The organism is Synechococcus sp. R55.8 (assembly GCF_047461895.1).
GTDB lineage: Bacteria > Cyanobacteriota > Cyanobacteriia > Thermostichales > Thermostichaceae > Thermostichus.
The window spans coordinates 12,887-37,194 of record NZ_JANSIB010000005.1 but is presented as its reverse complement, the minus strand read 5'-3'; the positions used below and the strand labels follow the sequence as shown (position 1 = coordinate 37,194).

23 protein-coding genes are annotated in these 24,308 nt (G+C 58.6%); 9 read left to right on the top strand and 14 right to left on the bottom strand.

Translation table 11 applies throughout. From position 1 onward, the window contains the following. Window positions 1-1,303, bottom strand: a 1,303-nt coding sequence (locus NW829_RS01035) for a serine/threonine protein kinase (RefSeq protein ID WP_414416246.1), incomplete at its 3' end; no start/stop codon positions are given. A 134-nt stretch (window positions 1,304-1,437) separates the two neighbouring features. Here NW829_RS01035 and NW829_RS01030 point away from each other — a divergent pair. After that, window positions 1,438-3,009 carry a photosystem II high light acclimation radical SAM protein gene (locus NW829_RS01030; RefSeq protein WP_414343837.1) on the top strand — a complete coding sequence of 524 codons (1,572 nt, stop codon included), beginning with the start codon at window positions 1,438-1,440 and terminating at the stop codon, window positions 3,007-3,009. A 129-nt stretch (window positions 3,010-3,138) separates the two neighbouring features. Further along, window positions 3,139-3,966 (top strand): DnaJ domain-containing protein, encoded by an 828-nt coding sequence (locus NW829_RS01025; RefSeq protein ID WP_011434132.1) that lies wholly within the window; start codon window positions 3,139-3,141, stop codon window positions 3,964-3,966. Here the strand turns inward: NW829_RS01025 and NW829_RS01020 are convergent. The 4 genes from NW829_RS01020 to NW829_RS01005 all read right to left on the bottom strand — a co-directional run bounded on the left by NW829_RS01020 (window position 3,963) and on the right by NW829_RS01005 (window position 6,035). Beyond that, on the bottom strand, window positions 3,963-4,658 hold the full coding sequence (locus NW829_RS01020) for a chorismate pyruvate-lyase family protein (protein ID WP_414413202.1): 696 nt from the start codon (window positions 4,656-4,658) through the stop codon (window positions 3,963-3,965). The two genes, NW829_RS01025 and NW829_RS01020, sit on opposite strands and share 4 nt — an antisense overlap. Before the next feature lie 74 nt (window positions 4,659-4,732). Further along, window positions 4,733-5,236 carry an AbrB family transcriptional regulator gene (locus NW829_RS01015; protein WP_414330730.1) on the bottom strand — a complete coding sequence of 168 codons (504 nt, stop codon included), beginning with the start codon at window positions 5,234-5,236 and terminating at the stop codon, window positions 4,733-4,735. Beyond that, window positions 5,233-5,682 carry a Fur family transcriptional regulator gene (locus NW829_RS01010; protein WP_414413203.1) on the bottom strand — a complete coding sequence of 150 codons (450 nt, stop codon included), beginning with the start codon at window positions 5,680-5,682 and terminating at the stop codon, window positions 5,233-5,235. Before NW829_RS01010 ends, NW829_RS01015 begins: the two co-directional genes overlap by 4 nt. A gap of 29 nt (window positions 5,683-5,711) precedes the next feature. Further along, window positions 5,712-6,035: a DUF1825 family protein gene (locus NW829_RS01005; RefSeq protein ID WP_011434128.1), complete on the bottom strand. Its 324-nt coding sequence runs from the start codon at window positions 6,033-6,035 to the stop codon at window positions 5,712-5,714. Between the two features lie 150 nt (window positions 6,036-6,185). Here NW829_RS01005 and cobT point away from each other — a divergent pair, with 150 nt between their 5' ends. Beyond that, entirely contained in the window at window positions 6,186-7,313 is a 1,128-nt protein-coding gene (gene cobT, locus NW829_RS01000) for a nicotinate mononucleotide-dependent phosphoribosyltransferase CobT (protein WP_041436788.1), read from the top strand. On the opposite strand, the gene clpS is transcribed toward cobT, so the two are convergent. The 3 genes from clpS to NW829_RS00985 all read right to left on the bottom strand — a co-directional run bounded on the left by clpS (window position 7,262) and on the right by NW829_RS00985 (window position 10,122). Further along, window positions 7,262-7,567, bottom strand: a complete 306-nt coding sequence (gene clpS, locus NW829_RS00995; RefSeq protein ID WP_011434126.1) for an ATP-dependent Clp protease adapter ClpS — start codon at window positions 7,565-7,567, stop codon at window positions 7,262-7,264. The two genes, cobT and clpS, sit on opposite strands and share 52 nt — an antisense overlap. Before the next feature lie 177 nt (window positions 7,568-7,744). After that, entirely contained in the window at window positions 7,745-9,586 is a 1,842-nt protein-coding gene (locus NW829_RS00990; RefSeq protein ID WP_414416245.1) for a hypothetical protein, read from the bottom strand. A 140-nt stretch (window positions 9,587-9,726) separates the two neighbouring features. Beyond that, a complete protein-coding gene (locus tag NW829_RS00985; protein ID WP_011434124.1) occupies window positions 9,727-10,122 on the bottom strand; it encodes a hypothetical protein in 396 nt (131 codons plus the stop codon). A 112-nt stretch (window positions 10,123-10,234) separates the two neighbouring features. Between NW829_RS00985 and NW829_RS00980 the strand changes: the two genes are divergently transcribed. From NW829_RS00980 to NW829_RS00970, 3 genes are all read left to right on the top strand, one after another. Next, window positions 10,235-10,903 (top strand): RibD family protein, encoded by a 669-nt coding sequence (locus tag NW829_RS00980; protein ID WP_414416244.1) that lies wholly within the window; start codon window positions 10,235-10,237, stop codon window positions 10,901-10,903. A 615-nt stretch (window positions 10,904-11,518) separates the two neighbouring features. Further along, window positions 11,519-11,719 (top strand): DUF2811 domain-containing protein, encoded by a 201-nt coding sequence (locus NW829_RS00975; protein WP_414413207.1) that lies wholly within the window; start codon window positions 11,519-11,521, stop codon window positions 11,717-11,719. A gap of 149 nt (window positions 11,720-11,868) precedes the next feature. Continuing rightward, window positions 11,869-13,701, top strand: coding sequence for a tetratricopeptide repeat protein (locus tag NW829_RS00970; RefSeq protein WP_414413208.1), 1,833 nt, complete (start codon window positions 11,869-11,871; stop codon window positions 13,699-13,701). Here the strand turns inward: NW829_RS00970 and rpaB are convergent. The 4 genes from rpaB to NW829_RS00950 all read right to left on the bottom strand — a co-directional run bounded on the left by rpaB (window position 13,674) and on the right by NW829_RS00950 (window position 17,097). Next, complete coding sequence (gene rpaB / locus NW829_RS00965) at window positions 13,674-14,414, bottom strand: response regulator transcription factor RpaB (RefSeq protein WP_011434119.1); 741 nt, start codon at window positions 14,412-14,414, stop codon at window positions 13,674-13,676. The two genes, NW829_RS00970 and rpaB, sit on opposite strands and share 28 nt — an antisense overlap. Before the next feature lie 463 nt (window positions 14,415-14,877). Further along, window positions 14,878-15,735 carry a DNA repair protein RecO gene (gene recO / locus NW829_RS00960; protein WP_414413209.1) on the bottom strand — a complete coding sequence of 286 codons (858 nt, stop codon included), beginning with the start codon at window positions 15,733-15,735 and terminating at the stop codon, window positions 14,878-14,880. Beyond that, on the bottom strand, window positions 15,732-16,427 hold the full coding sequence (gene deoC / locus NW829_RS00955; RefSeq protein ID WP_414407456.1) for a deoxyribose-phosphate aldolase: 696 nt from the start codon (window positions 16,425-16,427) through the stop codon (window positions 15,732-15,734). The genes recO and deoC overlap by 4 nt, the downstream gene beginning before the upstream one ends. Before the next feature lie 205 nt (window positions 16,428-16,632). Next, the gene (locus NW829_RS00950; protein ID WP_414343843.1) at window positions 16,633-17,097 is read right to left on the bottom strand and encodes a redox protein; all 465 of its coding nucleotides are present in this window, start codon (window positions 17,095-17,097) and stop codon (window positions 16,633-16,635) included. Window positions 17,098-17,271: 174 nt separating this feature from the next. On the opposite strand from NW829_RS00950, the gene NW829_RS00945 reads away from it, so the two are divergent. Then, on the top strand, window positions 17,272-18,153 hold the full coding sequence (locus tag NW829_RS00945) for a LysR family transcriptional regulator (RefSeq protein WP_414343826.1): 882 nt from the start codon (window positions 17,272-17,274) through the stop codon (window positions 18,151-18,153). Window positions 18,154-18,737: 584 nt separating this feature from the next. Here the strand turns inward: NW829_RS00945 and NW829_RS00940 are convergent. After that, entirely contained in the window at window positions 18,738-19,376 is a 639-nt protein-coding gene (locus tag NW829_RS00940; RefSeq protein ID WP_011434112.1) for a response regulator transcription factor, read from the bottom strand. A 507-nt stretch (window positions 19,377-19,883) separates the two neighbouring features. Between NW829_RS00940 and NW829_RS00935 the strand changes: the two genes are divergently transcribed. Both NW829_RS00935 and NW829_RS00930 read left to right on the top strand, forming a co-directional pair. Continuing rightward, entirely contained in the window at window positions 19,884-21,944 is a 2,061-nt protein-coding gene (locus tag NW829_RS00935) for a ribonuclease catalytic domain-containing protein (RefSeq protein ID WP_414416243.1), read from the top strand. 104 nt (window positions 21,945-22,048) lie between these two features. Continuing rightward, window positions 22,049-22,996, top strand: a complete 948-nt coding sequence (locus NW829_RS00930; protein WP_414412790.1) for a phosphate ABC transporter substrate-binding protein — start codon at window positions 22,049-22,051, stop codon at window positions 22,994-22,996. Between the two features lie 258 nt (window positions 22,997-23,254). Here the strand turns inward: NW829_RS00930 and NW829_RS00925 are convergent, their stop codons facing one another. Beyond that, window positions 23,255-24,253 (bottom strand): ABC transporter permease, encoded by a 999-nt coding sequence (locus NW829_RS00925; RefSeq protein WP_414416242.1) that lies wholly within the window; start codon window positions 24,251-24,253, stop codon window positions 23,255-23,257. Between the last annotated feature and the right edge of the window lie 55 nt (window positions 24,254-24,308).

Below are 24,308 nucleotides of genomic sequence, written 5' to 3'. Positions count from 1 at the left end.
CCAGCTCTGGCTCCTGCAAAGGGATCCCCGCTCCCAACTCGTATTTGCGGTTGCCCGCCCAGATGTTCAACTGTGGGCTTTGGCATGGGATCAGCTCTAGCCGGTCAATATCCCATCGCCGACTGGGGGGAACTCTGCGAAAGCGCAGGCCAAACACCTCGTAAACCAGGCGAATGTATTTTGTGTCGATCCGTAGGTGGACTTTGCCGAATAGACCGTAGAGGATCACGCCCACCATCACCAACCCCACCGTCCAGAAGGGCAGGATCAATAGGCCAAACAACAGATTGGCCGGAAAAGGCGCATGCCCAACCGATATGATCGTGGAAAAGGTGATGACGGAGTTCCAAGCGATGGCGAAAGGCAGCAACGCCAAAACACCGGTTTGCCGGGCCGGGATCACCACCTGAAAGGTCTGTTCGGACTTGTGCAGTTGAATCCGGCTGCCTGCTGGCTGTCGAGGAGGGACTGCTGCTGCGTCTGAGGGAATCAAGGCGGGACGACGATCCAAATGCTCCAGCGCCTCCAGGGCCTGCCGGGCGGAAGCGGGACGATTCGCCACCAGAGGCTCCGTCAACCACCGCAGCCAGTCGCGAAAGGGCGGGCTCAGGTGCACCGCTTGCTCGAACAGAACACGGGATCCCTCCTGGGGCAGATCCGCCGGATGTTGTCCGGTGAGCAGGTGGATTAGGGTGGCACCTAAGCTGTAGAGATCGGAAGCGGGCACGGTTCTGCCGCCAAATTGCTCTAGGGGCATGTAGCCGTAGCTCCCCACCACGGTGTAGGATCCCTGCTCCCGGGGGGCAGCCGCCTGAACCGAACCAAAGTCCACCAGATACACCTGCTGGTCGGATCCCAAGAGAATGTTGCTGGGCTTGAGATCCCGGTGAATGACGGGGGGATGGAGTTCGTGCAGGTAGACGAGAATGCGCAGCAGCTTTTGCGCCAGCTCCCGCACCTCCGGCTCGGCAAAGCGCCGCCCTTGCTCCATCCACTCCTGTAGCGAGGGGGCTTCGATATAGGTTTGTACCAGCGCTAAGCCACGCCCTCCCTTGAGGCTGATCTCGAAGTGGTCACGGTATTGGGGAATGGCCGGATGGGAGAGGGTCTGCAGGATCTGGGCTTCCCGCTCGAACAGCTTCAGGTCGGCCCAATCGAAGTCTGGCCCGAAGAGCAGCAGCTTGATCACCACCTGTTCCGAGGTGAGCAAATCCTGAGCCAGGTAGGTGTGTCTGCCGCTGCGCTTGCTCAATCGCCGCTCTGGCCGATAGCGACTGTGCCAAATTGGGCGCTCTGGAGCCATATCCCCTCCTCAGGTCTGACCCTGCTGGTTGTTTCAGCTTTAGCTTATCCTTGTCCCTTTTGGATCCCTGCCGCCGCGCCCCTCAAAAACCGACTAGAGTGAGTGAAGAGATGTAAAGTAAGCTCTCAGGTTATATGGCCTCGAACCTGAAGATTCAAAAAATCCTTTATGTACGGCTGCCCTGCAACCCCATTTTTCCCATTGGGGTGGTTTACTTGGCCGATCATGTCCACAAGCTGTTCCCCCAAGTTGAGCAGCGCATCTTCGATATGGGCACCTTTCCGCCCCTAGATTTTCGCCGCCGCATGCTGGAGCAGATCGACCAGTTTCAGCCGGATTTGCTGGTTTTCTCTTGGCGGGATATTCAAGTCTATGCGCCGGTGAACGGGCGGGCCGGCAACCTGTTGCAACACTCTTTTGAGTTTTTCTACGCCCGCAACCCCCTGAAAAAATTGCGGGGATCCCTGAATAGCCTCAGGCTGGTGCTGGCCTACTATGGCGAGATTTGGCGCAACACACGGCTGGTCTGGCAGGGGATCCGCAGAGCCAGGCGCTACAAACCTCACGCTGAAGCGGTGTTGGGGGGTGGGGCAGTCAGCGTCTTCTACGAACAATTGGGCCGCTACCTGCCCCAAGGCACCATCATCTCGGTGGGGGAAGGAGAAACGCTGCTGGAAAAAGTCATCCAAGGGCAAAGCCTAGCCACAGAGCGCTGCTATCGGGCCAAGCTGGAGCAACCTCGCCCAGGTTTGATCCACGAGCCGCCCCAACCTCTGCAAAAAACCGCCTGTGATTACACCTACATCACCGCCATTTGGCCGGAAATTGACTACTACTTAGAAGGGGGCGACTTTTACATTGGGGTACAAACCAAGCGCGGCTGCCCCCACAACTGCTGCTACTGCATCTACACCGTCATCGAAGGCAAGCAGGTGCGCCTCAACCCTGTGGATGAGGTGATCCGAGAAATGATGCAGTTGTACGAGCGAGGAGTGCGAAACTTTTGGTTTACTGACGCCCAGTTTATCCCTGCCCGCCGCTACATTGAGGATGCGGAGGAATTGCTGCAGAAAATCCTTGATGCCGGCATGACCGATATTCGTTGGGCTGCCTATATTCGGGCCGACAACCTCACCCCAAAGCTGGCCGAGCTCATGGTGAAAACTGGCATGAGCTACTTCGAGATCGGCATCACCAGCGGATCCCAGGAGCTGGTGCGCAAAATGCGCATGGGCTATAACCTGCGCACGGTACTGGAGAGTTGCCGCTACCTCAAACAGGCAGGGTTCAACGATCTGGTTTCGGTCAATTACTCCTTTAATGTCATCGACGAGCGACCGGAAACCATTCGGCAAACAGTACGGTACCATCGCGAGCTGGAAGCCATCTTTGGTCGCGACAAAGTTGAGCCGGCCATCTTCTTCATCGGCCTGCAACCCCACACTCATCTAGAAGATTTTGCTCGCAAAATCGGTGTTATCGACGACCGCTTTAACCCCATGCACATGACTCCTTGGACGGCGCGCAAACTGCTCTGGAACCCAGAACCCCTGGGATCCTTTTTTGGGGAAGTGTGTCTGGAAGCCTGGGATCGCAACCCCCATGATTTTGGCCGCGAGGTGATGGATATCCTGGAGCGTCGTCTTGGCCTGGCAGAGTTGGAAGAAGCCCTGAGCGCGCCTCTAACAGGGGTTTACGTGTCTTAGCTCTTGGGCCAGCAGCCTCGCTGAACCGGGCAGGATATGCTGGTCCGAAAGGGGGGATCCCTGTTGGGGTAAGGTGGCTGGCCTTCGAAGGCAGCCGGTTCTCCCTCTGTTCTGCAACCAACTGCTCCCATGCCTACTCTGCCTGCTTCCCCCACCTACTACCAACAGCTGGGGCTTTCTCCCCAAGCCAGCCTGGAGGAGATCAAAGCTGCCTACCGCCAGCGGGCACGCGAACTGCACCCGGATCGGTTGCCTGCCGATATCCCCGCAGGGTTGCGGCAGTTGGCCCAGCGGGAGTTCCTCCAGCTACAACACGCCTACCGAGTTCTCAGCGATAGCCAGCAGCGTCGGGCTTACGATCTCAGCCTCATGTCCAAACCCTTGCCTCCTCATGCGCCGGTGCAGGTGGTGCTTGAGCCGACTGCGACCTCTGTCAGTTGGCTCGCCCTCTTGAGTGCTGGACTGATAGGGGCTGCTCTGTGTTTGGCGGGCTTGGCCCTTTGGAATGCCCTCAACCCGGCCCAAGACTTGGACGCAGCCGGCAGAGTGGCCCTCCAGGCTCCTGCCAACCCGGATCCCTCTCCCTCGCCCAGGCCAGACTCCGGATGGGATGGGGATCTGCCCGCAACCTCTTCAGAGACAATGACCTCGGCCCCGGCTAGTCTTTCTGAAGCCACCTCTCCACCTTCTTCTGAGCAGATTGACCGCTTTGCCCGCACCCTCCTGGCGGTGCAACCTCTTCTGGAGAGCACCCAAAATCGCCTCCAACAGGCCAACAGCAGCGAGGAACGTCGGCAAATCGAACAACAGTTTGAGGCTGCTGCTGCCGAGATCATCGTCGCCCATCAACTGACCCCAGAGGACTATCAGCGCATCTCCGCCAGCGCCCAATTGGATCCGCAGGTGGCAGCCGCCATCACCGCAGCCGTGCGCCGTTGGAGGTCTCCGTCGCGCTAGCGGGACAGGGCCCTTGCGGCCAGCCGTGGAGAAAACACCTCGTAGATGACGGTCAAAGGCTGGCCCCTGTGCAACAAAAGATAATGCCTAGCCCAGAAGGGACCGGGACACTGCAGCAGCCGGGCAACCGGGTCTGCCTCGCCGTGGTAAAGGCCGCGCAGCTCGCGAAAGGTCTCCAGTTTTTCTTGGATCAGATTTTGGCCAATGGGCCGATCGGGATGGGGCAAGTATTGAACCAGATGTTCAGAGTTCCACCAAGAGGTGGCATAGAGCAAGGGCTGTTGAGAGGTTGCCCCGCACAGCCAAACCCGCCGCCGCATCAAAGGGGATCCCAGCCGCCCCAAATCTCTGGCCAGCTGTTGCATGGACTTGGGGGCAGTGCCCTGCTCTGCCTGTAAATCAACCCGGCCCGTGTCCAGCAGATGAGCCTGAATCGGCTCTTGGATCAAGGCAGCAAGATTACGGGTGGTAAAGCCATCCCCCAAAAGCAGCAAGCGCAGCACGGGATCCACCTGCACCAGCTCAGGCTGTACCGGGTCTGGCTCCCCCTGCCAATGCAGCTGTAGAGGCCACCAATCGCCTTGGCCAGAGGAGACATTGCCCAAAGAGCCATCTGCAGAACGGAGAGCAGCGCTCCAAGGGGATCCGGCAGCGTCGGCATGGTAGGTGAGGGGAGAAGGGGAAAGTTCCAAGGCGGCGGTTCAGTTGTTAAGTTCTGTATCGCCCCTAGTCTAACCCACCCACCATCTCTGCTCTGAGGAGTTTCCTAGCTCGTGCCCGGCTGAACGAGCAGTCGCACCACCCAGGGGACGACCACAACGACACTGATCAGGCGTGCCAAGTGCATGACCACCACTGTGCTGGTTTGGGCTCCCATGTCCAGGGCTATCAGGCTCATGTCGGAAATGCCTCCTGGAGCTGTGCCCAAGATGGCAGTCAAGCGCTCGATCCCCAGCCAACGGGAGATCAGGTACCCCGACAAGACCCCCGTGCCCACCGCAATCACTGTACAGAGCAGGGCTGGTCGCCACAGATCTTTCAGGGCCAGAAGCGTATCGGCAGTGAGCTTAGTACCCAAAAGAATGCCCAACACCACCTGCATGGCAAAACGGATCCCGGCTGGGGGAGCGGGAATTGGGATCGCCCCCCAGACATTCACCAAACCCACCGCCACCATGGAGCCCACCAGTGCTCCCGCCGGAAGCCTCAGCTTGACCCCGATCAGGGCGCCGGCCAGCCCGATCAACACTGTCCAGAGATAGCTCATCATTTGGGCTTAGCTTTGAGAAAAGAGGAACGCTGTGAGTCCGGGCCTGGCCCAACCCCTCTACGGCACTGGGCACAGACGCCGTAGAAGTCAAGCACATGGTACTCGATCGCGAATTGGTACTGACTGGAAAGCTGTGCCTCCAAATCTTCCACCGGACAATCGGGCAAAGGCACCACCCGCCGACATTCGGTGCAGATCAGGTGGTGGCGGTTGTGGCCATTGCTGGGCAGAACCTGGTAGTAGGTCTGCTGGTCTCCCAAGTTGACCGCTTGCAGCTTGCCCTCATTGCGCAGAGCATCCAAAACTCGATAAACCGTGGCCAGACCGACGGTGTGGTTGGCATTGCGCAACTCCAGAAAGATCTCTTGCGCCGAAAGGGGCTGCGACTGCTGCTCTAGCACCTCCAGAATCAATTTCTGGTTGCGGGTCTGGCGGGAAGAAGACATGATCCCTTCGTGTAGGTCGTTCTTGGGGGTCAACGCTCAGCGTCTGCCTCAGCTTTCATGCGCTCTAGGGTCTGGTGCATCTGGTCAAACATTTGGGTCAGGGAGAGCCCAAACCCCCCAAGCTGAGTTTGCAGTTGTTTGATGGTCATTTGAGCCATAAAGTCGTCGGAGAGTTCCAGCCGCTTCATGAAAATGCGCTGGCGCTCCAGCAACTCCTCCATCTGTTCGATGAAGATTTTTTTGCCTTCCCGGTCGAATTGGCCGTACCGTTGACCAAGCTGCATCAGGTTTTGGAAATCCTGAAACAGTTGCTTGGCTTCCTCTTGGACGATCTCAGAGTCGAAGAAGCTCATGGCCTTCCGTTTGCCCTGAATAAACTGCATTGGGTATACCCATCCTATCCGAATCCGATTGCCTCAGCAGGAGGCAACCCCTCCTGCGAGTACGGGATCCCGCCCTTCTGGCTCAGGATAGACTCTGGCTTGTTTGCCTCGGTGTCCGGTATGCTTCCGTTTCCTTGCGTTAAGGCTTACACTCAGCCGGCTGTGGCCCGGCGGTGGTGCGAACGGGTGCAGGGATCCCGACCTCTGTTTCTGGCCTGCTTGGGGTTTACCGAAACGGCTCTTGTTCCGGGCATTTCGGCTGCCGGCGCTACCCCCTCCTTGCGTCGCTACACAGCTCTTGCCGATGGGGAAGTGTTGCTGGCGGGCCATTCTCACCGCTTGCCCACCTCTCCGGATGGCTATCCTTCCCCAGTGGTGATCAGCTGCGCCATCCTGAGGGAGTTGGGGATCCCGTGCCGAGTGTTCGATTGTGGCTTGCCGGAACCTTTGCCGGGGGCAGAAATGGTGAGCTCTGGGGGAGTGGCCCGCTGCTTGAGCACAGGACAGGCTCTGTCTTTGGAGCAGGTGGGATCCCTGTGGCAAGAAGGGTACGACCGGGGATCCCGGCTGGAGCAAGGCTACTGTGTGATTGGGGAGTGTGTGGCAGGGGGCACCACCACGGCGCTGGCGGTGTTGTTGGGACTGGGGTGGGCAGCAGAGGGCATGGTAAACAGCAGCCACCCGGTCTGCAACCACGCCCAAAAGCTGGCCTTGGCCCGGCAGGGATTGGCCCGTCTGCCAAGGGGAGCTTCTGCTGCTGAGGTGGTGGCCGCAGTGGGGGATCCCATGCAGCCCTTTGTGGCCGGGTTGGCGATGGGCGCAGCGCAACGGGGAGCGGTGCTGCTGGCAGGGGGAACCCAAATGTTGGCGGTGCTGGCCTTGATGCAGCGCTGGGGGGAAGAGCAGGGGATCCCTTGGCCCCCAGAGAACGTGGTGGTGGGAACCACCCGCTGGGTGGCAGAGGATCCCTCGGGCAATACGGTGGCCTTGGCAGAGTTGTTGGGGGTTGCTCCCCTTTTGGCCACCCAACTGAGCTTTGCCAATAGCCGCTATCTGCCTCTACAGGCTTACGAGCGGGGCTATGTCAAGGAAGGGGTGGGGGCGGGTGGGCTGGCCATTGCCAGCAGCCTTTACGCCGGTTGGGGCCAAGCGGAGCTGTTGGCAGCAGTTGAGCGCAGCTACGAACGCCTGGTGCTTCAGGCCGGCTCCAAAGGGGCCATGGTCAACCCCTCCCGCAGCAATTGCTGATGGTAGAGCTCCGCCTGTTCTTGAGGGCCGACCCAAACAACTGCTTGCCCTTCGGCATCCACCTGCACGGTCAGTTGCCGCGCTAGGGGCAAAGTCATGCCGGGGATGTATTTCAGCAGACATTCCGTAACGTGCTGAAAGGTATTGAAATCGTCATCCAAGACGATCACCTTGAAGTGGGGGTAGGGCTGGCGAACCTGGGTTCTCGAGGGCGAGAACTGCTGAGCAGGTCGAGTTGGAGCTTCCGTAGTCATAGCAGAAGAGATCGACACAACTACCGAGTAACTTGGGTCTCTCAGGGGTGAGAAACCGGTCGCTTCTGATGATCTATCTCTATCTAGTTTCTAGTCTAATTGGCATCTTGTTGGCAGCTTGTGTCTGTATTCGGATCCCTTGTCGGTCGTTGGCGTCAGCGATAGAGCATGGTTCCTCTAAAGCTCTTCCCGCAGCGGGCGGCGGGGCTTTTGCCCGCCGAAGTGGCGCTCGAAATACAGGGCAGTGGCCCGGCGTAGAATCCCGGCTTGGGCAAGGGCCTGACACAGGGATCCCCCTGGCGGCAGGTGCTTCTGGATCTGTTCGATTTGGGTGGCACTGACCAATCCAGAAGCCTTGAGGTAGTCGGCCACGTGGCGTCCCCCTGCCAGTTGAACAGAGTAGCCCCCTTCGCTGAAAAATTTGACGGTCTCCGGCTTGAGGCCGCTGTGGTGGGCCAGCACATCTGTGAAGGTGCCCCCTTCCTTTTCCCAAGCGTGAATGACGGTTTCGATGCCGGCATTGTCGATTAGGCCAGCCGCCCGCAATTGGGTCAATACCCGCTGTACCCAGGGGGTGGCCCGCTGTAGAGCTTCCAAGTCCTCTTCCCCCAAATATTGCTGCGGGGGCAATTCGCTTTCTGGGGCACTCAGCTCGGCTGCCCAGTCGGCTACGGTCAGGGTCTTGAGATCCTCTGCCTCTGGCCGGGCTTTCTCTGGAGCTGGGGTCGGTGCAGCTGCAGGTGGGGAAGTTCGCCGGGCTTCGGCTAGCGCTGCGGCTAGAGCACGGTTTTCCGCTTGGGCCGCCTGCAGTTGGGCCTGGAGCTGGCTCACTTGGGCTTGGGCTTCCTGCAAGCGATCTTGAGTTTCTCGCAGTTGGGCTTGGGTTTCTTGGAGCTGCACCTGCAAGCGGTGGGTGGCCTCGGCAGCTTCTTGGCGAACGTGGGCTAGGTCGGCAGTTAAGCGCTGTTTCGTGGACTGGGCCAGTTGGAGTTGATGTTGGTGCTCCTGCAGCGATTGGTTCAGGGCGGCCACTTGGGCTTCCATTTGCTGCAGAGTATGACGCAGGTGGGTTTGCTCTTGGAGCTGCTGTGCCTGATCCTGCTGTATCTTCTGCTGCTCCTGCAATCGGGATCCCAGCTCTTGCAGCTGGTGTTTGGCCTGAGATTGCCATTCTGTCAACTCGTGGCAGCGGCGACGTAGGATTTCCAGCTCTGCTTGGGCGGCTTGCAGTTGCGCGGATCCCTGAGTTTGCTGGGCTTGGAGTTGCTCCTCCAGTTCCCGAATGCGCTGTTGGGCAGCCTTTTGTTGTTCAGTGCCCTGCTGGATTTGGGCTTCCAATTGGGCAATGCGCTGCTGCTGTTCCTGCTGGCGGGCTTGATAGTCGGCAACCTGCCGCAGCGACTGTTCGGCCATGAGCTGTTGCTGCTGCCGCTGTTGCTCCAGTTGCGCTTCTAAGATGGCAATTTGCTCTTGGTAGCGCTCCAGCTGGGCTTTGTATTGCTGGGTAACTCTGTAGGTCTCTTGGGCTACCTGTAGAGGTGAGACGTAAAGAGGGGGCTGATCGGGAATGGTGGACCACTGCTCCACCATCACCTCCCAACTGTTGGCAGCTCCTTTCTGGCGCCGCAGCCGCTGCTGCTTGTCCAAGGCCCATTCCAACCAGTGGGGTTGTACCCAGCCCTGCTGCACCAAGATCTCCCCCAGCTTGCGCTCCGGGTGCTGCCGCTGCTGAATCAGGGCCTGATGGGTGTGCTCCAGCTCCAGATACCCATGCAGCATCAAGATCTCGCCGATGCGCACCAATTCGACCGGAATCAATGGGTAGAGATCTCGGGGGGCAACCCAGCCGTGCTGCATACACAGCTCCCCCAACATCAAGGGGTTGTCGGCCTTTTCCCACATGGCCTGAGCCAGTTGGGCGGGGGTGAGCAGTCCTGCTCGGTTGAGGGCTTCTCCCAAGCGGATCTCGAACTTTTCCTGCTCGATGGCGGTTGGGGTGGGGCTGGTCGGCGGATTCATTGGGCCTCTCGGACGGGAAGAGTAAGCTCTGCTACAACTATCGTAGTGGAAAATCCTTAGAGAAGGAGCATGCTGCAACCGAAACGCATTTTGTCAAGCCGAGGATCCACGGATTTTGCCGGAAGGTCGCTTTTTAAGTCCTAAGAGGGGCGCTGTTCTTGGCTTTGGGCAAACTGTTGCAGCCGCCGCAGCATCAGCAATTGTCCCAAGCCCAAGGGCAGGAGAGAGACGGCCTCTACCCGCAACTGCACCCAGCCGTTCCCCCACAGCCAGTCACAGTAGCCATCGGCTCCTCCCCACATCAGCAGGCGCAGCCGTTCCGGCAGCAGGGTTTCCACCTGGTGCATGATCGAGAGGGGGCCCCATTGGGCCGCAAAGGTGCTGCCCAGCTCCAGCCTTTCGGGAAGGGATCCCTGCAGTTGCTGGGGCCAGATCCACTGCTGCAACAATCCCACCTCTGTCAGACAGCGCTGCATCGTCGATGCACTGGCCTCGACTTCAACCCGGATGGTGGAGGATTGAAATGTCCCTAGCATATCCATTCCGCGTGGGCGCTCTGGTGACCGGTGCCACGGTTCCCCCGGCGATGCCTGACTCTATTCTGGTCAATTTGTGGGGTTTGCCCACCCTTTCCCAGCGATCTTGCCTTTGAATCGTCCCCACTTGGTTGCCATCTTCGCCCAGAGCTTGGATGGAAAGATCGCAGCCCACCGAGCGCAGAGGCCCTCCTTCAGCAGCCCTGAGGACTATCGGCATTTGGAAACCCAAGCTGCTCAGCAACAGGCTTTGATCATGGGGGCAGCCACTCTGCGGGCCTACGGCACCAGTCTGCGTATTCGGGATCCCGAGTTGATCCAACGCAGAACCGCTCAGGGCCTCTCTCCCCAGCCCCTGACGATCATCTGTTCCGACAGCGGGGATATTCCTGAGGATTTGCCGTTTTTTCGCCAGCCCCTCACCCGTTGGCTGTGGACAACTCCCAAGGGATCCCGGATTTGGCGGAACCGAACCGGCTTTGAAGACATCTGGGTGGCTGCCGATTGGGATCTGCCGGCACGGCTGGCCCGCCTGCGCAGCTTGGGCATTGAACGGGTGGGGTTGTTGGGCGGGGGGCGGCTTTTGGGGGCATTTCTCCAGGCAGGGGCCTTGGATGAGCTGTGGGTTACCCTCGCTCCGGTGCTGCTGAGTGGATATGCCGATGCGCCTGCCAGCATTGAGGGTTGGCAAGTGCAGGGATCCCTGCCCCAGTTGGAGCTGCTGGAATGCCGCCGTGGCTCCAAGGAGCTGTTTTTGCGCTACCGAGTCGAGTGGCCCTGAGAAATGCTCGACACAAACACAAAAATTTTTGGACAAATTCAGATTTCCCGGAAATCCACAGGTTTTCCCCAGGCTTTCCACAGGCGGGTGGGCCGTTTTCCACAGGGCCTTTCCCTCAGGGGGCGGCATCGGGGGTTTCTGTGGAAAAGTGGAGGTCGGTAAGGTTCAGGCGACTACACCCTGAGAAACGTAACGGGATCGCGCCGTTTTTTCCGATCCCATCAAGGCCAATGGAGAGCTTTTGTCCTGTTGGATCCCTGACTTGGGATTGACACCCCCCGTGGGTTAAAGGGCAGAATAGCCGCACCTGAGGGTGAGTGGCGTGGAGGTGTTCCCAACCGCTCTCCTCAGAAAAGACTTCATCTGTTCTACAGCCCACGACAGGCTTAGGAACAGTTGTGCATGCCCTCCCTCCCATCCGCTGGGATAGGGGCAAGCTATGAACCTATATTGCTTGCTTTTCTGCTTGCGAGCCTGCTGAGGCTCTTGGCCTATCTAGGTTGGGTTTTGATGTTGCGGGTTCGCTCTGTTCGAGCTGCCCAAGTTTTGGCTGTGGCCGCAGGTTTTGCGGGATACCGTTTTCTCCCCTCTTAAGCCCGAGTGAGTAGTTGGACTATGAGTTCTCACAGCGTCAGCATTTTGAGCGAAATTCCTGAGGAGCTGCATGACACCCTCAAAAACTACCTCTCTCGCCATCCCGACTGGGATCAGGATCGGGTGGTGACGGCAGCGCTCTCGTTATTCCTGCTCCAAAGTGGGGAGAGCGACCGGCGGGCGGCGCGCATCTACTTGGACAGCCTGTTTCGCCGCAACTGAGCCCCAGGGATGGCCTGTGAAAAGTGGGGCAGTGGGAACCTTTTGTTAGCCTGAGTAGGGATCCTGTCCCACTGCTGTCATTTGGACACTGGGGGGAGGGGGCTAAGAAGTGAAAGGGATCTCAAAAGAGGCAAAAAAGAGGCAAAGACGTGCCACGGGGCTTTGGGCGAGGAAAAGACAACCGGCAAGCGGCTGAGTCACAGGATCCAGAGCGGGGATCCGAGATCCCATCCCCAGAGGCGGCTCTGACGTGGGTTCAACGCTACCGACAGGCGGGGGATCTGAAAGCTGCTCTGCACCTCTGCCGGCAGCTTACCCGCGCCCATCCCCATCTGTTCGCCGCTCAGGCGTTGCTGGGATCCCTTTATCTCCAGATGGGGGATCCCCGCCAAGCTTTGACCCCCTTGCAACTGGCTCTGCACCTGCGGGGGGATTGGGTGCCGGCCTGGCAGGATCTGGGCGATGCCTGGATGCAGCTTGGCAACCCAGAGGAAGCGGCGCGAGCCTACGAACAGGGCCTGGCCTTTGCCCCCGGTGATGGGCAATTGCTTTTCCGATTGGGCAGTTGTTGGCTCACCCTGGGGAAATTGGCCCAGGCAATTGAGGTGTTGCAACAGGCAGCAGCAGCCCAGCCTCCCCAGGTCTATGCCTTGGCAGCTTTGGGGAATGCCCTGATGCTCGATGGCCAAGCTGAGGAAGCGGAAGGCTGGTTTCGCCAAGCTCTCGCCCTTGCACCCCAGGAGGGGCGAATTCTCGTTAACCTCGGCCACTGCCTGCACCTGCAAGATCGCTTGGAGGAGGCCGCCGATTGTCTGCAACGGGCCATCTTGCTGCTGCCGAGGGACGCCCAGCCTCACAACAACCTGGGCACCATCTTGCAGGAACAAAACCGGTTGGAAGCGGCCATTGAAGCCTATCGGCGCAGCTTGCAGTTGGCCCCCCACTGGCCGGAGATCCACTACAACCTGGGCACGGCTTTGCTGACCCTGGGCCGCTACGAGGAGGGGTGGCGAGAATACGAATGGCGGCTGCAGCGACAAGGGGCGACCTACCCGCGCTTTCTTTCCCCTCTGTGGACGGGATCCCCTCTGGGCCGCCAGACCCTGCTGATCTACGCCGAACAAGGGTTGGGGGACACGATTCAGTTTGTGCGCTACCTGCCGCTGCTGGCCGAGGCCCATCCCCAAGCGCAAATCTGCCTCCGCTGTCAGGGATCCCTTGTCGAGCTGTTCAGAGGGTGCTTCCCCCTTCCCCAGGTGCAGGTGATCTCGGAAACGGATCCCTTGCCCTCTTTCGATTGCCATCTGCCCTTGCTCAGCTTGCCACAGCGGTTGGGCACCACCCTGGAGACGATCCCTGCCTGCATCCCCTACCTTGTCTGTCCCGTTCGCGCAAGTGGGCCGCAGATCCCTTTGAGCCTCTCCTGGCCAGAGCTTTCCCAGGAGCGGATGAAAGTGGGGCTGGTGTGGGCCAGCGGCCGGCGTGCCCACCCTGATCTCAACCGCGTGCAAAGGCTGAAAAGTTGTCCTCTGGATCTGCTGCTCCAGCACTTGCATGTGCCTTCCATCCAGTGGGTTAGCCTGCAGGTGGGGGAAGATCTGTCCGCGCCACTCGGACAGAGTCCTCACCCGGTGGGAGCCTTATTGGAGCAGTACCAGGTGGTGGAGCTGGGATCCCGTTTCCGCAGTTTTGTCGATACAGCCGCAGCCGTTGCCCAGTTGGATCTGGTGATCAGCGTTGATACAGCCGTTGCTCATTTGGCCGGGGCGATGGGCAAGCCGGTATGGGTGCTGCTCCCCTTTGCCGCCGATTGGCGCTGGCTGCTCCATCGAGAAGATAGCCCCTGGTACCCCGGGGTAATGCGACTGTTTCGACAAGACACACCGGGAGACTGGGTTGGCGTGTTGAGGCGGGTGCAGGCCGCTCTTGAAGAGAGGTTGCGAGGGATCCCCTCTCAAGACCGTGCCTGTTCCTCTCCCTGAACGATGCGCTGAAACAGATAGCCGGTGCCTCGGGCCGTCAGGATCAGCTCTGGGTTGCTGGGGTCATCCTCCAGCTTGGCCCGCAGCCGCGAGATGTGGACATCCACCACCCGCGTATCCACATGGCGCTCCGGGGTATAGCCCCACACCTCTTGCAAAATCTCGGAGCGGGAAAAAGGCTCCCCCGACCGACTGACCAACAACTCCAGCAGACTAAACTCCATCCCCGTCAGGCGAATGCGCTCGTCCCGTTTGTAGACCTGCCGCTTGTTGGTATCGATGCGAATATCCCCCACTTGAATCACCCCAGAACTGGGGATCCCATCGTGGGCCGACCGCGCCACCCGGCGCAACACCGACCGAATGCGAGCTTCCAGCTCCTTGGGCGAAAAGGGCTTGACCACATAGTCGTCTGCCCCCAGCTCCAGCCCTGTGATACGGTCGGCTACATCTCCCAGCGCCGTCAGCATGATGATGGGGATGTCCGATTCTTTGCGCAGCTCCTGGCAGACCCCATAGCCATCCAGCTTCGGCATCATCACATCCAGCACCACCAGGTCGGGATCCTGCTTGTGGAAAACCTCCAGCGCCTCCTCGCCGTCCGAAGCTGTGACCACGTCGTATCCGATCATGGACAGACGGGTTTCCAAAATGCGTCGAATGCTGGCCTCATCATCGACCACCAGAATCCGTTCCTTACGCTGTGCTTCCACGGTGCTGCAACTCCTGAACTTCTAACGGTACTCGGTAAAAGAGAGATCTGAAAAAGAACTAAGGTGGGCGCTATCTCGAGTTGGGCGGATGCAGGAACCTCAGGGGCTGCTCCTCAGTTGGGCAGACTCACCGAGTGAAATTGAACACTCACAAGCAATCATCTGCAATTAACCAAAGCCGCACCCCAGGGATGCAGCTCCGGGAAACAAGCACAAAACAGAAGGCCCTCTCAGCAGTCGATTCAATCTTGTTAAAAGCTCCAACTTCAATCCCACCTGATGATGCTGTCCAGTACCTGGTGCAAGGCACTCCTCCCCCCAAACCATTGCTCAAACCTGAGAGGCCTTCGTAAGAAGTTACTTTCCATAACCTAATTTATCATCCAAAATCGGCTGCCAACCCGCCTCGATGCTCTATTTTGCGGCTATTGGGCCGGACTTGATACATACCTTCACAACTTTTTCAGACCGATGCCCATTTTTCGGGATGTCCCTCAGGAAAAGCTGGGGATCCCTGGCCGTTTGCGGTGGGAACAGCGTAGCAACTGGCCAATAGCTCGGCGGAACGGATTTCTCGATCTGTATGATGCTCCAAAACACGCCGCAACAGACGTTCTGCTTCCAGCCAAGCAGCCAAAGGCAGCGAATCCTCAGGCAGAGGCAATGTCGAGTTGGGCAGGGATCCCAAGGCACGTAAGGCAGAAGCGGAGACCCAGGCAATTGGGCTGGGCCGCTGGGCCACCCGGCAGGGATCACAGACCAAGCCACCCCATTGGGGGCTGAAAAAAACGCCGTCGACCAACTCCCCTTGACAGAAGTAGCAGGCTTGTACCTGAGGGGCAAACCCCGCCAACGCCAGGAGGTGATACAACCCGTGGGTGAGCAAGGGCAGAACGGCCTGTTCCGAAGCAGCCCGCTCGATGCGTTCCAAGTGTTCGACCAACACCACAAACAGCTCTTCCTGAGCTTGATCGGGCAAGGCCAACAGCAAGGCCACCTCCGCCAAGTACTGCGCTGCCGTGAGATGGGCTAAGCTGCGGCTGAGGCGGGGAAAAGTCTGGAGGGTTTCCGCTTGGACAATGCGCTGTAAACGCTGGGAAGTCTCTGTTTGGGCAGACCAGCGCCCCCGCACCATCAGCAAATCGTTGATGACAAAAGGCTCCATCCGCCCGCCCAGCTTGGAAGGCTGCTTACGGGATCCCTTGGCCACCGCCCGGATCAACCCTTGCTCGCGGGTCAAGATGGTTACAATCCGATCCGCCTCTCCCAGGGGGATCCCTTTCAGGTTGATGCCCGTAACCCGGTAGGTGCGCCCACTCATGGGGTTCCTCTGGCTCGCAGCTCTTGCATCAGCTCCAGCCCCCAAGAGGTGCCAATACGGCTGGCCCCCGCCTGGATCATGGCCTCTGCTTGAGCCACCGTGCGAATGCCGCCCGACGCTTTCACCCCCACTTTACCGCGGCTGAGTTGCCACAACAGTTGCACATCTGCCGGCGTCGCCCCCCCCATCCAGCCGGTGGAGGTCATCAAAAAAGCCGCCCCCGCATCGATACAAATCTCCCCGGCCAGCTTTTTCTCCTCCTCGGTCAGCAGAGCCGTTTCCAAAATGGCCTTGACGCAAACCCCCGTTTCTTCCACCAGTTGGGCAATCTCGGCATGGAGGCGATCCAGCTCTCCCGCCTTGAGCCAAGCCAAGTTGATGCGGACGTCCAGCTCCCGGCACCCCTGCTCCACCGCCAGTTGGGCCTCGTAAAGCTTGGCCTCTGCAGTGGTTGTGCCCAGGGGAAACCCCACCACCGTGCTCACCTTGACCGGGGATCCGTGCAGCCGCTCCACCACCCGCGGCACATAGCAGGGAGGAACACAAAAAGTGGGGAAGCCATAGCGCAGGGCGATCTCACACCCCTGGTCAATCTGTTCTGGAGTAACCATCGGCAACAGCAGAGTATGGTCGATGTACTCCGCCAAATTGAGCGAGCTATCCGCTATGCCCTTGCGCTCCAGAGAGAGCATTGGTCGATCCCCCAGCACCCATCTTTACTCTAGCTTCAGTTTTCACCTGCAGGGATCCCCAAAGAGGGCTGAGCCTCTGGCCACAGCCAACCCACCAGGGCATCCCTTCGACCCCACAGTGTCCATTCCCTCGGCACAGCTCACACAGGCTGCTGCCCGATTGCGAGCCCTGATTGACTCGCGGGGGGGCATGGGTTAACTGTACTCAGGCACAAATGCGGGGCAAAGGTGCAGGCGCCGAGGTCACCTGCAGCAATCGGGGAATACGGCTGCTGTCGTAGATGCGAAATTCTTTTTCCAAGATGGCTTTTTCGTCGCGCACCGCCTGGTTCAATACGATGGATCCCTCTGGATCGGAGACGGAACGGTGAAAAGTGCCGGGAGGAATGCGCAAAATGCCTCGGTTCGCTTCCAGGCGCACAATATGGAAGGGATCCCTCCAGCTAAAATTCACCAGGTAAAACGTCCGTCCGCCCCATAGAGCCAGTAGGTTGTCCTCTTGGTGTGGATGCATATAAAACTGCCAATAGCCCTGCGGATTGTTGGGGGGACTGATGGCCGGCCCATCGTGGTAAACCAAATCGCGGGCGTTGGATCGCGCAACCGTGATGTCGAAAAAACGCACGCCGGGAGTATCTCGAAATTGATGGAAAGGCAATAGGGCAAACATGGATCTCGACATAGGGACACTTGACCAACGACAGGAAGATAAAGATGATTTCACACTGTTTCGCGTTATTTCGCAGTGTGAAGGGGAAGCTATGTCGTAGTTTAGTCAGGCGCGGCGGAGGGTTCAAACCTGAGATAGCATCACATCTATGCGCAGATCGAATAGATGGGATCCATGAACATCTCGCAACTGCAAACCCTGGTGGCTGTGGTGGAGCGGGGAAATTTCAGCGATGCTGCCCTGCAATTGCACATTTCCCAGTCGGCGGTGAGCCGGGCCATTGCCAGCCTGGAGGAAGAACTGGGGGTGACCCTGTTGGTGCGCGGTCGCTTTGGGGCGCGCCTAACCCCGGTGGGGGAGCGACTGCTGCGCCATGTTCGCAAAATGCTGCAACTGCGGGAACAAATGGATTATGAGGCCAACCTGGAAAAAGGGTTGCGGGGGGGAAATGTGCGGGTTGCCGCTTTTCGCAGTGCTGCAACCCATTTGCTGCCGCCGGTGATCGCCCGCTTCCGCCAACAATTTCCCCAGATTACCCTCACCCTTACAGAGGAAGATCCGGCCACTGTTGAACATCTGTTGCGATCGGGCCAGGTGGATATTGGTCTATTGCCCCTGCCGCGGGCTGCTGAGGATCTCCAGACGTGGGAGATTGCCCGCGATGAGTTCATTGTGTTGGTTCCGCTGAGTTTTGGGCCCCTGCCGGAAACCCTGACCTGGGAGGATCTTTCCCGTTTTTCCTACATTCTCTACAACTACGCCGAATGCACCACCGCGGTGCGGAACCACTGGGAAGCCGCTCACCAAACCCTCAAGGTGGCCTACTTGGTGAAGGAAGACTCCACCATTGTGAACATGGTGGCGCAGGGTCTGGGGGCTGCCATCTTGCCCCGCTTGGCCGCCATCCCCATTCCCGAAGGGATCCAGATCCGCCGGCTGCCGATCCCACTGGAGCGGGTGATCGGAGCTGCTGTTCTGGCCTCTGCGCTGCATCCGCCTGCAGTATTTGCCTTCCTGGAAGCCTTGCGGGGAAACCCATCCCAGTTGCCAAGTTAACATTGCATCGGGAGTACAAGGCAGCTTTGTTGACACCACGCTCATCCATCCAGTGACGCAAGCATTGGTTGCGGACAAACTGGGCAGGGCCTCATCCAAGGCTTGGTATGGCGCTGGAGCGGCGTTGAGGAGTTTGGCTTCCCTGACCAGCATGGGTTTATTTCATTGCAGGTCTATATCATTGCAGGTCTATAGTCATTTCAAACTAGATTGAGACACCCCCGCTGCTGCCCAAACGTTCCACGCCGCTTCCACAATCACCTTTAGATCCTGTCCCAGAGGGAGAAAGGAGCTAGAAAGCAATCTAGGAAGCAATGCAACGGAAATGTTTCATTCCTGTTTAAAATGACAACAACAGGGCAAAAACTGTCCTGGAAGGACGGGGCTTTAGACCCAGTTTTTGGGTAACGCAGTGAAAATCGGCGGCCAATGTACGTTGGGGCAAGGCCAGCAGATCCTCCCCCGCCAATTTTTGAAAAGACTTGCCCACCCCAGTTACCTTGCCCTTCAAGTGCGATCACTACCCTATCTCCAATCGCGCCGAGGAGATAGAGTTCTCCAGCCGTTGAAAGGGGTGGCGGGAATTACAACGGTTTTTTGCCCAGACCACTTTCTATCGCCCAGCGGGCCAGTTCTGTGCGGTTGTGCAGGCCGGTTTTGCCCAGCATGTTGCTGACGTGGCTTTCAACGGTGCGCTGGCTCACCCCAAGAACTTCGGCAATCTCGCGGTTGGACAGGCCCCTGGCCACGTACTGGATCACCTTAGTTTCTGTTGGCGTAAGTTCAATTTCCCGATCCAGTTTTATGACCGGCTGAATGCCCACATTCTGCACTTGTAACAGGCGCTCGGTATGTTTGAGAGAAGACTCCACCTGCGCCACCAATTCTTCCGGCTCAAAGGGCTTGACCATGTAAACATCTGCCCCTGTGGTCAGGCCGCGCACCCGATCCGCCGTCTGCCCACGCGCCGACAGAAAAATCACAGGTATCCAGTCCGTAGCACTGTTGGAGCGAATGGTTTCCACAAAGGTATAGCCATCCATCTCCGGCATCATCACATCGCAGATGATCAGGTCTGGTGTGAAATGGCGCATCGCTTCCAACCCCTCCAGACCGTTGCTCGCCGCCACCACCTCATAACCGCGAAACTCTAGGTAGTCCTTGGCCAGCAGGATTAAGTTCGGATCGTCATCGATGAGCAACAGTCGCTTTGGGTTGTCCACGGTTTACCTTTTGAGCGCTAAGCTAAAAAGTTTTAGGTGAAGAAATACGGAATCTCTTGTTTCCGTGACCTTCACTGTAGGGAAACGACTCTTGAGTACCACCCTTTTGCTTGCTCAATTGGGGAGCAGCCTATGGTAACTGTGCCTTACCCCTAGGATATCACACATGGAAGAAGTGGAAGTATCCACTTGCGAAATGCTGGCAACAGTATCTCTACGGAATTTAGGAGCCCTGGCTGGTAACCCTATCCCACAAACCTGGCAGAGCTGGCCTCTGCTCTGAAATCGCAGTGCCCAACACATAACCGCAATCTACCCAAAAATTTATATCTCGTGTGTCTATATATCACATACCTATATGCTTAAGTACCGATATATCTAACATCTGCTACCTATTCAAGTGCCCGTACGTCTTCTGGCCGGGGTTTCCAGGTAGGCAGGCGGGCAGAGCTGATGGAGAATGGAAGAAAGCCTGCGCTTTAACGACAGCCGACATGGGGAGAACGGGTGGAAAAGGGCACACTGGTGGAGTTTCGTTACAATAACGACCGTGTGTTGGCAGTGGTTCAGGGCACCGAGGGCAAGAAGAACCTACTGCTGGGGGTGCCTTCTGGGCAGGTTCATAGTGTTCACCCTCGCCAGATTACCTTTGCTTTGAACGGGGGATCCAGCTTCACGGCTTCCGACATCCCCGGCTTTTGGCAGGCGGTGCAGGCAAAGTTGGATCCCGAAAGCTTGGCGCTGGCCTGGGAACTGGTGCAGGAGGAGCGTCAGCCCCTGAGCTTGGCCGAAATGGCTCAGCTGTTGTTTTCTGATGATTCTCCGGTCTCTACCTATGCCGCCTATCGCCTCTTGAGCGAGGATCGCACCTACTTCAAGCAAAAGGGGGAGAGCTACGAACCCCGCACTCCGGCTCAGGTGAAGGAGATCCTCCATCAAATGGCCGTCGCCCAACAACGGCAGCAGGAACAACTAGAGTTTGAGGCCCACCTGCGGGAGGCTCTGGCTCATCCCGGCCAAGGGTATCCCTGGACTCCTGCCGAGCGGGCCCGCCTGGAGGTGCTGGAGCGCCTGGCCCTGCAGGGAGCAGCAGCAGCCATTCGCAGCCACGAGGATCTCTCTTCCAATCTCAACCCGTCGGATCGGGAACGGGCCTCGCAACTGCTGGAGCTGATGGGGTTTCCTGACACTCCGCAGGGGGCCTTTGAGGCTTTGGTGGCTCTGGGGCTGTGGAGCCGCCACGAGAACCTGGCCCTGCGCCTCACCGGGATCCCAACCCAGTTCCCGAAGGCGGTGGAGCGATACACCCAAGCCCTGCTCAGCCAGCCTCCCTCTTTCTGGGATCCCCATCTGCGGCGGGATCTCACCCATCTCCACACCTACACCATCGATGATGCCAGCACCCGCGACATCGACGATGCCCTCAGCGTCGAGTTCTGGTCGGATGACGCGGTGAAGCTCTGGATCCACATTGCCGATCCCAGTTGTTGGGTGCAGTGGGGGGATCCCCTCGATTTGGAAGCCCGCAAGCGTGGCACCAGTGTCTATTTGCCGGAGCGGGTGATCCCGATGTTCCCGCCGGAGTTGTCCACCGGCCCGATGAGCTTGGTGCAGGGAGAGGTGCGGCCTGCCCTTAGCTTTGGCATTCTACTGGGATCCGACGGCCAGATCCGGGATTCCGAAATTTGCCTCAGCCAGATCAAAGTCACCTACCGCCTCACCTACGAAGATGCCGATGAAATGTTGGAGTTGGGGGCAGAGGCCCAACTGACGGCTATTGCCCGGGCGGCCCAGTGGCGTTATGGGTGGCGCATGGCTCAGGGGGCCATTCAGATCGGCCTGCCGGAGCAAGATATCAAGGTCATCGACGAGATCCCCCACCTCCGGGTAATCGAGGATACTCCTGCGCGGCAGATGGTGGCGGAAATGATGGTGCTCACCGGCGAGGTGGCGGCTCGCTTCGCCAGCCAAAATGGGATCCCGGTGCCCTATCGTCTGCAGCCGGCTCCCGACTTACCTCCTCCCGAAGTGCTGGATAGGTATCCCCAGGGGCCAGTTCGGTCTTTTGCCATCATGCGCTGTCTATCGCGGGCGGAAGTAGCCACCCAGCCGGGGCGACATACAGGGCTGGGTCTCGATGCCTACTGTCAGGTTACCTCCCCGATTCGGCGCTACCTGGACTTGGTGGCCCACTACCAGATCAAGGCCTTTTTGCGCGGGGATCCCTTGCCGTTGACGGAGGCGGATGTGCAGCAGCTGCTGCTGGGGATTGAGCCGGGCACCGCTGAGGCCAACCAGGTGGAGCGGAAATCCAAGCGCTATTGGAGCATCGAATACCTGCGCCTGCGACCGGGGCAAATTTGGCGGGCTCTGGTCTTGGGCTACCTGCGCGAGCAGGAAAACTTGGTGTTGGCCATGCTGGATGAGATTGCCTTTCGGGTGCCGGTGCGCCTAGAACGCCAGATTCCTCTGGGGGCTTGGATCGAGTTGGAAGTTGTGCAGGCGGATCCCCGTGCGGATGTGATCGAGCTGCGCGAGGTGGGACGAGAGGCGGCCATGGGCGGATAGATATGCCTTGACCTGTCGCTCACCCAATCTGCGTGGATAGCTGATACAACAGAGGGGGGAAGTCTCAAAAGTCTGGATCGTGAATTTTCTTTAGGGGGGATCCCATGACCGCACGACCTTCCGGCCCACCTCCAATCGTTTACATTCTTTTGTTCGCGATACTGGGAGGCGGCGGCTGGTATGCCTATCGTTCCGGCCTGTTGGACTCATTCCTGAATAGAGAGAACACGCCTCCTATCCCCAACCCGCCTGCCAACGCCGTTAATCTGGATACTTCTCTGCCCAACCCAGCAGTGCTCCAGATGGATGGCAGCGTCACGATGATCCGGATCGTCTTGGCCCTGAAGGGAGGCTACACCCAGCGCAACCCCGGCATTCCCCTCACCTATGGGATCCCGGATGGCAAGCCCAATGGATCCAATGCCGGCCTGAAGGCCCTGATGGAAGGTCGCATCCAGATGGCCGCTAGCTCCCGCCCCCTCAATGCCAGCGAAGTGCAGGCGGGTCTACAGGCGATCCCGGTGGCCAAAGATGCCCTGGCGGTGGCGGTGGGGGTGAACAACCCCTACAAAGGAGGACTGACGCTGCAGCAATTGGCCGATATCTTCCAGGGTCGGATCACCAATTGGAGCCAGGTGGGCGGCCCGGATCGGCGGATTCGGGTCCTCAATCGCGCCCCCCAGAGCGGCACCTACAGCGTTTTCCAAGAACTCGTGTTGTTGGGGCTGCCCTTCGCTCCCGATAACCCTCCCTACTTCACCACCGCCACAGAAGATGTCACCACCCCGCTGCTGCGGGCTTTGGGAGAAGATGGCATCACCTACAGCACTGTCGATCAGGTGCAAAACCAGCAAACGGTGCGGATTGTGCCCATCGACGGCCAGATGCCCACCCGTGAGGCCATCCAGAGGGGCAGCTACCCCTTGGCGCGGAATGTGTTTTTGGTGGCACCTCAAAGAACCAGCCCTGTGGTGGCCGATTTCATCAACTACGCGCTCTCGGATCAAGGCCAGCAAATCATTGGCCGCACTGAGTTCATCCCCCTCCGATAGCAACCCAAAAATAGCATCTGAGATAGCCGCCGACAGCAAGCGCAGCGATATCTCTGGGCTTTTCCAGAAGACGCCTTCCACCTGCTCCTATTCAAGGCACTTAGTCGTTTCAGGTTAGAGTGAGGCGCCTGAGCTATTGAGAAAAGCCTTTGGCCGCGTGCGTTCAACGTTTTAGGGGTGGGTGCAGCGTCCTAGTTTGAATCCAAATGACCCTAGATGTTAGAGAGGGGGCCCTAATTTTCACCAAAGTTCAATTTTTCAGTTCTCTCGGCGCACAGCGCTCTCATGCCACTTGCCCAACACCCTGTCGGATAGAGCACTCAAGGAAATAAAGATCAGGATCCCCAAGCCGGTGACCAAGATCAAGGCCGCAAACATGCGGGGCACCTGCAGGTTGAAGCTGGAGATCAAGATCTGGTAGGCGATCCCGGCCCGCTGCCCGCCAGTACCAGCGACAAACTCCGCCACCACCGCCCCAATCAAAGAAAGGCCACCGCTGATGCGCAGGCCCCCCATGAAATAGGGCATGGCACTGGGTAGCCGCAAGTAGATCAACGTTTGCCAGCGGTTGGCTTTGTACAGTTGGAACAGGTTGAGCAGGTTGTGATCGACGCTGTTCAGCCCCAGAGTGGTGTTGGAAAGAATCGGGAAAAACGCCACAATCCAGGCGCACACCACCATCGCGGCAAAGGTGTTGTTGCGCAGCCAAATGATGATCAGCGGGGCGATGGAGACAATGGGCATCGTCTGTAAAATCACCGCATAAGGGAAAAAGCTGCGCTCGATCCATTTGCTCTGGGTGAACACAATCGCGACCAAAAGCCCCGATACTGTGGCAGCCAAAAAGGCCACCACCGTAATTTGCACGGTGATCAACAGGGAAGGAAAAAGCGTTCCCCAGTCGCGGATGAGGGTTTGCACCACCAAAATCGGCCCCGGCAAGAGGTAGTGGGGCACTCCCGTTACCCGCACCGCCACTTCCCAGCCCACCAAGAAGAGGATCCCGACGATAAGGGGGGCAATCACTTCCAGGTTGAACCAACGGCCCAGATTCAACCCCTTTGCAGGCACCCCTGAGCCGGCACTCGGTATGTCTGCCTCATCCGTGGGTTGGGATCCGAGTTTTTCTCCAACTGCGCCGGTCAGCTTGGGCAGAGACCAATCTGGCCAATGGAGAGGCCAGCTCTCCCCCAAGCCAACAACGGATCCCAGCCAACGGCGCCATGGCTCGAGAAGGTGGACAAACGGGTCGAACATATCGTGAAGTTGAGATACGCAATAGAGAGTCAAGGGAGCACTGTCAAGCAAGGGA